Origin of the sequence: Pseudoalteromonas sp. APC 3224 (assembly GCF_030407535.1) — a bacterium.
Lineage (GTDB): Bacteria > Pseudomonadota > Gammaproteobacteria > Enterobacterales > Alteromonadaceae > Pseudoalteromonas.
The window spans coordinates 1-8,001 of the sequence record NZ_JASDDF010000062.1 but is presented as its reverse complement, the minus strand read 5'-3'; the positions used below and the strand labels follow the sequence as shown (position 1 = coordinate 8,001).

General features: G+C 33.5%; 7 protein-coding genes. 6 read left to right on the top strand and 1 reads right to left on the bottom strand.

The annotated features are described in order from the left end of the window. Positions 1-237: hypothetical protein (locus QL989_RS18840; protein WP_290171662.1), on the bottom strand; the 237-nt coding region annotated here is incomplete at its 3' end. 258 nt (positions 238-495) lie between these two features. On the opposite strand from QL989_RS18840, the gene QL989_RS18835 reads away from it, so the two are divergent. The 6 genes from QL989_RS18835 to QL989_RS18810 form a co-directional block, all read left to right on the top strand. Then, complete coding sequence (locus QL989_RS18835; protein ID WP_290171660.1) at positions 496-909, top strand: ribonuclease H-like domain-containing protein; 414 nt, start codon at positions 496-498, stop codon at positions 907-909. A 690-nt stretch (positions 910-1,599) separates the two neighbouring features. Next, positions 1,600-2,553, top strand: a complete 954-nt coding sequence (locus QL989_RS18830; RefSeq protein WP_290171658.1) for a hypothetical protein — start codon at positions 1,600-1,602, stop codon at positions 2,551-2,553. A gap of 98 nt (positions 2,554-2,651) precedes the next feature. Continuing rightward, positions 2,652-2,897, top strand: coding sequence for a DNA-binding protein (locus QL989_RS18825; protein ID WP_290171657.1), 246 nt, complete (start codon positions 2,652-2,654; stop codon positions 2,895-2,897). After that, positions 2,890-3,183 carry a hypothetical protein gene (locus tag QL989_RS18820; RefSeq protein WP_290171656.1) on the top strand — a complete coding sequence of 98 codons (294 nt, stop codon included), beginning with the start codon at positions 2,890-2,892 and terminating at the stop codon, positions 3,181-3,183. Before QL989_RS18825 ends, QL989_RS18820 begins: the two co-directional genes overlap by 8 nt. Before the next feature lie 3 nt (positions 3,184-3,186). Then, positions 3,187-4,953, top strand: coding sequence for a replication endonuclease (locus QL989_RS18815; RefSeq protein ID WP_290171655.1), 1,767 nt, complete (start codon positions 3,187-3,189; stop codon positions 4,951-4,953). A 320-nt stretch (positions 4,954-5,273) separates the two neighbouring features. Further along, a partial coding sequence (locus tag QL989_RS18810) for a hypothetical protein (RefSeq protein ID WP_290171653.1) occupies positions 5,274-8,001 on the top strand: 2,728 nt, incomplete at its 3' end.

The following is an 8,001-nucleotide window of genomic DNA, read 5'->3' as shown; positions in this document are numbered from 1 at the left end:
CGCTTTTAATTCAACTTGAGCTCCTAAAGTGGACTCATTCATTAAAATTAAGCCATTAGCACCAACGCTAGAAGCTTTCTTTTTCAGCTCTTTAAGTGCGCTATTTTTATTACTGCTTAGAAGTGGCGTTGAATTAGATACTGCCGTAACAAGCCCTATTGATTCAAATTGTTTAGGTGGTCTTAGATAAAAGGATATTTCAGAAGGTGATGTTGCAACCCTTGCGCTTCCAGTCATTATAACATCAGAAGTAGTACACCCACTTAAAGTTAATATACTGATTAATATTGCTAGTAATAGACATTTCATAACTGTATATAGCCCCCATTGATAACTATTCAATAGCATACTAAATTTAATTTACTATAGTTAGTTTTAATGAAAACTTTTTCCATTTGGTAATATACTTAAATTTTGGCTTTGCAATGCTAGAAAAGTTAAAACCCATATAAATAAAGCAAATTAGCATCCGTTATGCTTTAGAGTGGAGTAGATATGTCGATTTTAGTTTTTGATGTTGGTGAAAATATTATTGGGGTACAGAATACAAATGGCGGTAGATATATTCCCTATCGTGGTGATAAACGTATAAACGCAATTGAAAGATTAGAGAGGGCACATGAAATTGTTACTTATAACGGTAATCGTTATGACCTCGAACAAGTTAATGAGTTATCACTTTCTCTGAGAGGCTCTTCATTTGTTCCGCCTAAAAAACACACAGATATACGAGAAGAGTATTGGCCAAACATTTTGGGAAGTAGCCTTGGTAATACATTTAAGGAAAACATAAAAAAATCAAGAGAATTTCCAGATACGCATGAAGGCTCCAATCAAGCTGATGTATATATGACGTTAATGTTATGGAAGAAACTCAAAACTTTAAATAAACATAAGGACGGACCCTAAAATGAAATTAAAATAATAACTCATAAGTATTTTATATATACCGGAGTTTAATAATCGCTCACATAATTAAGCCTTATAGGTTAAATGTTCAGCTTCAACTTTATTTTCTGTATGACTGTAAACCGCTTTAAAATTAGCTTTAAGCCAAAAGCTTACTATCTAAAAATGCATGTAATCTGATAGGTTTGTTTTATCACCCTAATCACTATCACATATGAAGCTGTATACTTCGTCACGCTTGGCTTAAACCGAAACTAACCGCTTAAAATACCATCTAAGCCTAAGTAGGCTTGTTTTATAGCTTAATTCTATTTCGCTATACAGTTGTAAGCCGCATTTTACTTGGCTTTAAGCCGAAAGCTTACTATCTAAAAATGTATGTAATCTGATACGTCTTTTTATCACTCTAATAACCATCACATATACAGCTGTATACCGTATGACGCTTGGTTTAAACCGAAACTACCTACTTAAAATACCATCAAGCCTAAGTAAACTTGTTTTATCGCCATAATCGCTATCATATATACAGCTGTAAACCGCATCATGCTTGGTTTAAATCGGAACCAAACACCAAGTTAATACTAGTTAGCTTTATAGGTTAATGATCCTTAAATCATTTTCTGATATTTTTAACATTGTTTGTATTTCCTTTTGCCTAGCTTACCTTTTAATGAGTAGAAATAATTAATGATAGAAAAAGAATATTACCGTTTAGATGAACTTGAAAAACGGTTCAACTTATCTTTTAGTGATGTGCTTTATTTAGTTGAAAATTCAAAGCTGGAGCTAATATTTAGGCTAGATAAAAAAGAATACATAATAGGTGGATGGAGAAAAGAAAAAGGCTTTATTGGATTCGCTAAAGCTAGTTATCAAGGTTTTGTAAGAATAAGCAAAAATAATCAGCTAGCTTTGCTTTCTGAAAAAGAAGTTAGTTGCGACCACTTCTGGCTAACCGAAAAAGAAAAAATACAAAATTGGATTACGGAATATCCGTTTCAATTAGCTTTTCCTAATACATTTCTATACATGTGGCAGCCTAAAAAACTGCATGAAATAGAATGGCAGTCTATTCCAGCAAAGCTACTACCTATTGAAAAAGAGTATGTATACCGTACTCTTATAAATGGGATGGACAAAGCTTTCAAAATGATTATTCCCAGCTATGAAAAACCAGAGAGAAATGTAAAAGAACTCGATGAAAACTTGCCAAAGGTACAATTAGATTCTCAATTTATTGAATTAAAGCTAGCTGATGCATGCATGTTACACAATGACCTCGTAAAAGTTGGCGTTACACAACCTGTAAGCCCCACTGATATAGTTTCACCTAACAATTTAGCTCTTTCAGTCACCACTAGTAAAAACCGCTCAGATGATTTTAATGAATTGTTGTTTAGGCTAGTAGAGGCAGAACCAGAACACACAGCTAAACTCTATTGGCGAAGCCTTGAAAATGAGCTAGATGACCTTGAAGAGTATAGGGTATTTGATAAATATAACTTACTAACAGAAATCACTGTTAGTCATATCAAATGGAAAGATAGAAACGGTAAACCAAGATTGCCGATTAGCTATAATGCTTTTGCAAATAGAGTCTCCAAAGTAAAAAAGAAACTATTTAACAAAAATACCAATTAAAACTCATCGATAAGCTCATCCAACTCATCGATAAGCTCATTTAAAAAAATCTGCATTGTAAAACACCTCCTGAAACGTTAATAACTCAGGAGGCACTTATGCCAACCAGCACAAACAAACGCGCATTATCAGAAATAGAAACAGCCGAATATATCGGTATGAGCCGCTCTTTCTTACGTCAATCACGTATGGAAGGCAACCGCACTAATAGAACCCCTGCCCCGCCATTTATTAAAATTGGTCGCACTGTTCGTTATTTAAAAGATGATTTAGATAACTGGTTAAATAACTTTTGTCGCTTGGAGCATTTAGGCCAAAACCCTAACGGGGGTGATCATGCCTAAGTTAACTAAAGAGCAAACTCGACTACTAATTTGGTTATCGTTAGAAAATACCTATTTCGAAATTTGCCGTGAGATTGGTTATTCATATCGACAAATGAACGGACTACATACCTATGTTAGTAAGCATGGCCAGCCGTTTAAATTTGATACGCGTACACTTGGTAAGTTGGTTAACGAAGAACTTGTAACAAGTGAAATAATTTATCACTTTGGCGTTAAATATGAACATTACTTTTTGACTAAAAAAGGTCGTGGTTTTGTGTTTGCTTACGCTAACCCTAAATAACCAATGAGTACCTTTAGAGAAACATTAATTGCAAAAGCGATTAATGAACAAGACGATATTTTAACGCCGTATTTAGCATTAGTTGATAGGTATGATGCGGCGTTTTTAACTAAAAAATTAGCGCCATTCTCTAATAAAATTAAAAGCACAATTTTAACTGATGCTTTTAGTAAGCCTAATAACTTTGAGCGCAACCGCCATGTTTTAGATACAACAAATAAGCTTTATAAACTCTTACCTAAAAAACTCGCACACCTATTTTTTTGCTTTGATGATGATATTAATAACATAGCAAAAGAGTGTGCAAACTATTGCCGCCAGATTGCCATTAACCCCGAAAAAGTTAACTTTCTTTACTATCAAGCTAAACAAAAACAGCGAAATGATAGCGAACTAGAGCGAACCATTTCGCATGAGTTTCGTAGTAGTAAAATCACTAACAGCGAAACCAAAAGCGAAAAATCCGCTGCTATTCGCTCTACTAATACCGAAATTGATAGCGAATTCGCTGATGCCAAGCAAAAAGCCCTTTTTGATTTTTTATCAAACTACGCAGTTAAGTTTGGTGTTTCGCCGATAGAGCCTAAAAACAACATAAAAATATCAGGCTGCATAAAACGTTACATCGATAATCGTTGGTGGCTGCGAAAGTTTCGCAAACTCATTACTCAAGCAAACGAAAAAGCTGCACTGCATTTAAATTTCGTAAACAGAAAAAGAGAAATTTATGCGAGCAATATAACAACTCAAAACCGCATTACTCAGCGCCAGCGAAATGACGAACTGCTTAGCTCAACTTACATACTTAACGAGCAAGGCCAACGCTACTCGTTAAAGGAAATATCAGACCTAAATGTATCAAACCCTAAGATACGAAAAGATGAATTGCTATGCCGTGCAAGAGGCTTTGAAGACCTAGCGAAAGAGCTAGGACATGAAGCACTTTTTATTACGGTTACCTGCCCTTCTAAATACCATCGTGCTTTTTCAAAGTCGGGAGCTGCTAACCCTAAGTGGGAAGGTTTTATGCCTGATGAAGCCAATAGCTATTTAAACCAACAATGGCAAAAAGCCCGCGCAGAGTTTAAACGTCAAAATATTGCGCCTTATGGTTTTCGTGTAGCAGAGCCACAACATGATGGAACACCGCATTGGCATATGCTGTTTTTTATTGAGAGCGAAAAGTTAAGCGCTTTGAAAGCAATTATTCGCTATTACGCGTTAGAAGTTGATGGTGACGAAAAAGGCGCAGCGGAAAACCGTTGTGACTTTAAACATATAGACCCAAACAAAGGCTCTGCAACTGGCTATATTTTAAAATACATAGCGAAAAATATAGATGGTGAAGGTGTAGGTGAAGATAAATTTGGTAACGATTCGCTGCTTGTAGCACAACGTATTGATGCGTGGGCTTCTTGCTGGTGTATTCGTCAGTTTCAACAAATTGGCGGTGCCAGTGTATCTGTATGGCGCGAATTAAGACGTTTACGTTCTGTATTTAATGATAAAAAAGACAGCCTATTGGAGCAAGCTCGCTTTGCTGCTGATAACAGTGATTGGAAAGGCTATATACTCGCTATGGGCGGTTTACACACAAAACTAAAGGATAGACCTATCAAATTGCATTACGATTTAAACATCGTTGAGGAAACTGGCGAGTGTTTGCAAAGCTATTACGATGGTGAACTCATACTCAAAGTAAAAGGCTTGTGGTTCGCTGGTAAAGCCATAATCACAAGGCATTATTCATGGAAGGTAGAAAAGGCATAACCTAAAGCTGAAACGAGTTAGCTAAAGCTCCCTATTATCTAAAAAGAGCTAAAGCTATCACTGTTAAATAAAATTGCAGTTAAATACAACATTTCAAATAGCTAAAGCTCTTAACTAAGCTCTAACTCATATCAAACACCCATACAAAGCCAAAAATTACTTTTAACTTACCATTTGCCAGAATGGCAAAAAGGCTCTTACTTGGAGTTCTGTAAATAACTGTACTGAATAATACTGTTGATAAGTTTGATTTAAGTGTTTGTGTTTAGCAAAACATGTATAGAATATACGTACTGAACGGATACAGTAAGGTCTCAACTTTGCATTACAATAAAAAGCCTCTAAAAATATCAGAACTGAACGAGCTGTTAACCCCATCTAATACGCACAAAACTCAAATACAGCACGATTTGGATGCTAGTAAACATATTGAAGCCAATTTCATTGCCGAGATATTAATAAATTTAAAACTGAAAACCCCTCGTTTAAGTCGTAATACGGTTATCAAAATGCATTCAGGAGAACTGCATTGGACGAATAGTAATGGTGAAAGCGTATCTTTAACAGAGAACTTTGATTTCTCACTTTTAGAAGAATTAGGAATACTTACTTTTGAGCATAACTGGGTACGTATCAATGCAGACCTTCCTTCAAAACATCGTTATGATGAAGTTGATGATTCACTTATACCTTTGCTAAGATTTGTTGAAAACCTCAAAAACATTCAAAAGGGTTACTCAAACTTAACACCAACAACATTTGTTATTAATAAGGCTACTTTTAACCAAATTATACCTTTTGATTATAAATTTGAGCACTATAACATTGAAATAGTTAAAGATAGCGTTCTATATACCGTTAATATTACTGAGCATGGTTGGGGTTCTGGAAAATTAATTAATCACTATTTTTGGAAAAAATTTGTTCAATATGAAGCTCAAGAAAAAATCATAAACAAATATTATGACCTAAGACAATCTTATATTGATGTTATAGGTATGCCCAATGAAGATATATTTGATAATGACGAAAAATCAATTTTCATAGCATTTTGTAAATCAAATATCGACAATTCAACTTTATTGCAAATGTCACTTAAGCAGTACCATAACCTCCTAATAAGTCAACGTGGGTTTGAGCAGAGCCTTTTTTTTACCTCTAGAACTACACACATCAATCTTGGTCTGAATGAAAAGAGTAAAAAAGAAATAAAACCTGATGAAGTAGTATCCCAATCGTTGTCTTTAGAGCAAGTTATTAAAATGTATCGAATAAATAAAGTAGAAACCTTTGAAAGTGACATTAATTTGATTGATTGGAGCAGGCACAACAATCAAATGCATCATTCAAATCTTATATATTCCTCATTACGTTCCGTCATTGATTATGATATTTTTATCGGCTATCCATATGTAAGTAGCAGAGGATATCTGGATGAATTATTTGTAAAATCAAAAAACAATATTGTTTTACGCCATTTATTACTTAATCACCCCTCTATAAGAAACTATAATAACTTCAATCTTTATCTTCTTTCAAAGCCTGACTGTTTCCTTGCTGGGTTCTACAAATTACTACATCAAATTCAAATAAAATATCGAAGCAATAACGATGAGTATAAAAAGACTATAGAAAATGTGGTTGAACTTCTTTGTGTCTCGACAATCAATGTGGCGATTAATAATAGCCGAGAAGATGAATTATCAAAGTTGGTATTATATTTAGCGAAAAATAATATCAACAGCCATGTTGATGCTGACTCTATTGAATTGAGTTGTCTGAACTTTTTAATCTCCAACTCAGGTAAGGATAATATAATAAATATTTTTCAATACTTATTGAGTGATATTAAATTAATTGAATTAGACCGTATAAGGGCAAAGTATAAACTGTACGTTTTATTCAAAATGTTGGAGTGTTGTAAAAAAGAATTAACTTTAAGTAAAACGAGTATTACATATCAAATCGAAAATGAGATATTAGAACATTATAAACAATTGTTTGATTTAAGCCTTTCAAATGACTCATCGTGCCTAGATGCGGATAGCTTCTATGATGAATTGTATTGGGAAGGTCTCAATAATATGATTGCTATAGAACACTTTACAAAAATCCTTCCCACAAAAATGAATTTAATGACAGGTTTCTCTTCTAATAATGAAGCGAACCCTATTCAGTTTATGCAGACGATTAAAAACTACATACAAGTTTTGATTAACTTGTTTTCTTTGCCTGAATCAAATAATACCCAAATAGAAAGAATAATCAGAGATATAATTATTGAATTCGGCTTTGAAAGTAAAGAGGTTAGATTTCCAATTTTCAATGATAGTTATACCGCATCTAATAATGAACGTTACGATTTATGGGGTAAACTAACCAAAATTATCAATGATTTTAGTGATGCTTTATTTGATGAATTATTAATGGGTTTGAGTTCAAAAGCCCCACTATCAGCGATATTAACCTTATACGCTAACACACATAAAAGTATTAGACGAAATAGAGTTCTATCAGTTATTGACTCTACAGACTATTCAGAAAAAGACGAGTCTAGTATAGATTTCATAGAAAAGTCGTTCTCTTTAGCTCTGGAGTCTTCAAAATTAGATTTAGCTAGATTAGCTTTAAATAAAGCTAATCTTTTCTTTGAAAATCACCGCTACAAAGAAATGATTAAAGTAAAAGAAATGATTTTCCAATGGGCTACCTTTGAATACAAATATGACTTACTCGTAAGTTACTACTCAGATGATCAATTATTAGAAAAAGAAAAATCAATAAATGATTTACCAATACCGAAACTAGAAGAAAAGTTCGAAAATAATATCAATTTCAAACATTGGATAACGCAAGCAGACATTTTCAGAAGATATGTAATTGGGTTAGCAAACCTTTCAGAAAACCCTAAAAAATCAAATGCTATATTTGAAAGTCTATATAAAGAAAATCAGTCCAATTTATTCTCACATCTCATTTTCACATCTAAAATTCAACAGTTAATAAGTGATGAAGCAACTATTAATGAATTTCAAAATACAATTAATG